A 3,034-nucleotide genomic window follows, 5' to 3' on the forward strand; every position below is an offset into this window, starting at 1 on the left:
CTTTTTCGCTTTACCCATGTCACCACCGTTCTAACTATCACAAAGGTTCAGATCACGGGACTTGGAAAAGGTTCAACTGATTTAGGCAACAACGCCAAGTCTAGGTATAGAGCTACGAGAAGAAGTGGACATGGTTGAGCCGGTCTTTGGTTATATATTTAGTTTCATTGAATTACGTAACAAAGCCTATTAGTATTCGTAACGACTATGATATAAAGATATTTCATAAAGATTATAAGTAGTCTTAACTTAGTCATTCTACTTAATATGAGGTATATTGGATTGAGGTCGACGTTTATCTATATATATGCGTTTTTTATTTATCAAAAATAATGCCCATCACTTACTACTGATTTCATGGCGATTTACAGTGTAGTATTCAAAGCAGTTGACGCATTTTAATATTGTTGATTGTCTTTTTGTTATGTGCCTTTCTATGAAATTTCGTCTTTTTACATAAAAATACGATAGCCCGCAAAGTTGACACTTGTATTTTTCAATGAGTGCAATCTGCATAATTTACCCCTTGTCCATGATGTTTAATACATTAAAGTACCAATTAGATTGTTTAAGTGTAAAAAAACGGCAATAGGTATAATAAAAACGTCATTTTAAAATTAATATATTGTTGTTTTTAATACGTAATCATTTAAATTCCCATTGATTTTGAGTTTAATTTTTTAATTTTCCTTTGGTTTATGTGAATTAACAAGTTCTTATTGGTATTGGAGTTTTTATGTATTTTTTAAAATGAAATTTTAAATGTATTTATTTAAGGGCTAATATCTTAGCGACTTTCTTGTAAAGAAGGTGTTTAAGCGAATAATGATTTTTGCTTACATATTGAAAAATATTATAGTTGATTTTATTACTTATCATATTCGTTGTTTCTTGATATATTTCTAAATTCTGTAGGTGAGTGTCTGTATCGCTCTTTGAATACTTTTGAAAAGTATGATGTGCTATTAAATCCAGATTCATAAGATATTTCGTTTATGGATAAGTTTGTAGTCTTTAACAATTTTTTCGCATTGATCATTCTAGCATCTGTAATTAGAGTATTTAGAGACTCACCCTCCATTTTCAATGTTCTATAAAGTGTTGACTCTGAAAGAAATAGAACTTTTCTTATATCTTCGCTTGACCATTTCCTTTTTATATCGCTCTTTATTATTCCTGTTATTTTAGCAATTATTCCGTAACTTTTAGACTTTTGGAATTTGTTGTTTTCTATAATGTTTTGTAGGTAAAAATGTAAAGATTGTAGTATGAATTCTTTATTCTTTAAATCAACCTCAGAAATTCCATTGATTTGATTTTTCGAGTTAATATATTCCGAGATGAATTTTGCAGATACGTTACTTGAAATGTTGATATGTTTGTGTAGTGTAATTTCTATATCCTCTTTTTTATCGCTATATAAAAAAATGGAAACATTTTTTTTCTTTGGAATGAAAAATGTTTCATAGGGTGATAATGTAGATAAATGACCTCTATATGAAATTTTTCCTGAACAGTTTGAAGACAGAATGTGATGTTTATTATAATTAATTTTTAATTCTAAGGTTTGATTCTTTGTTGAATATATTTTCCTAAATCTGATGTTCATTATTATCTCTCTCTATTTTCAGATGCTTTCTGGTTGGCATTGCGTAAAAATACCCTTGACCTAAAGAATTTACTGACTTTACAAGTGATGAATGTGCAGATGTTTCTACACCTTCAAAGATCAAGCCATATTTTGTGAATGGAGATAATACATAAGATAAAGCTTTGATTGCCATTGAATCATTGCTATTGTAATGTAAAAAACTTTTGTCTATTTTTATTATGTCCCAACTTATCTCACCAAGAGATAGGTTTGCTTTTGCATTGTTCTCATGGTAGTCATCTAGCCATAACATGATATTACGGCTTTGTATCTTTTTAATATTGTCAATTATTATTTTTGAGCCGGTATAACAATTTAACTCATTAACTTCTAATGCTATTTTTATATCTTTAAATAATAATAACTTATCCACAAATACCGAATCAGATAAACAAGATAATGTTATGTTTATTGATTTGTAAATATCCTTTTCAAAAGATTTTGAATATAAAATTTGCTTCAAGCATAATTGCTTTATGAAATCATCACTTTTGTTTTCAAAGAAATCTTGGCTATTATAATTATCACCAGTTTGAGAGGTGACTCGAGAAAGTATCTCATAATACTGGATGATTCCGTCCTTTGGGGTAACTATAGGTTGTAACAAAAAGTCAATGAAGGCAAATGCATCCCCATTTTCTACTAAAACCCCACCATCCCTATTGGTAAATTTGTACAATTTACAACCTCGCATATTGAAGAAACGTTAACTAAGCTACAACTAAATCATTTTATGGTCTGTGTGTTTTTTGTGTGATTTTTTTTTACTTTTTTATATCTTTTGCATGTAATTTTAAGACACGCAGCGTTATGTCAAAAAAATGGCTGATGTTTTCCTTGTTGTTATTTCTAATGGGTATAAGCATGAGACTGGCGTGTTTTTATTGTTTATCGAGACGATAAAATAAAGTTATTTTATTTTTTTGATATTATATTTTTAATTGGCGTTGTGCCTAAATCATTGAACCCTCCTCGAGTCTTGCGATCGGCTTTGTTGCCGAATTCAGCTAAAGAGCGAACGCTAGCTAAATAGCTCGCGTTTTAAACAACATACTGAGTTTCGGGCATACCTATCCCGGTTAGCTTGTTGAGTGCTTTGCTCATGGCGTAAGCCTTACCTACTTGTGCGTTGTAATTCCGAAGCGTGAGTGAAGCTCCGAGTAGTCGTTTACGCGATACATCGCGGTCTCCGATAATGACCGCTTGTGGTACCATACTTCTGTTTCCACTTTTTGTTCGAGCCATAGAGCTTTTGGCAGCCAACTGCCAGATTACGTGGATGCCCTTTTCCCAGAAAGCAGTCACCTCTACGAATACAGGGATGATGTTATTTACTGGGGACTCCATTTTATTCTCCTTTGAATAAATTAGATTGGATATTCC

At 31.2% G+C, this 3,034-nt stretch carries 2 protein-coding genes and 1 pseudogene; all 3 read right to left on the minus strand.

Features of this window, described 5'->3' with window-relative positions; translation table 11 throughout:
• Positions 1-868: 868 nt before the first annotated feature.
• Positions 869-1,609: a helix-turn-helix domain-containing protein gene (locus tag IQQ51_RS00625; protein ID WP_193840085.1), complete on the minus strand. Its 741-nt coding sequence runs from the start codon at positions 1,607-1,609 to the stop codon at positions 869-871.
• On the minus strand, positions 1,593-2,330 hold the full coding sequence (locus IQQ51_RS00630; protein WP_228012629.1) for an EAL domain-containing protein: 738 nt from the start codon (positions 2,328-2,330) through the stop codon (positions 1,593-1,595). Before IQQ51_RS00630 ends, IQQ51_RS00625 begins: the two co-directional genes overlap by 17 nt.
• A gap of 362 nt (positions 2,331-2,692) precedes the next feature.
• Positions 2,693-2,942 (minus strand): annotated as a pseudogene (locus tag IQQ51_RS00635) (IS5/IS1182 family transposase); the annotation flags it as partial.
• Between the last annotated feature and the right edge of the window lie 92 nt (positions 2,943-3,034).

Source organism: Vibrio sp. OPT18, from assembly GCF_015163615.1.
Lineage (GTDB): Bacteria > Pseudomonadota > Gammaproteobacteria > Enterobacterales > Vibrionaceae > Vibrio > Vibrio coralliirubri.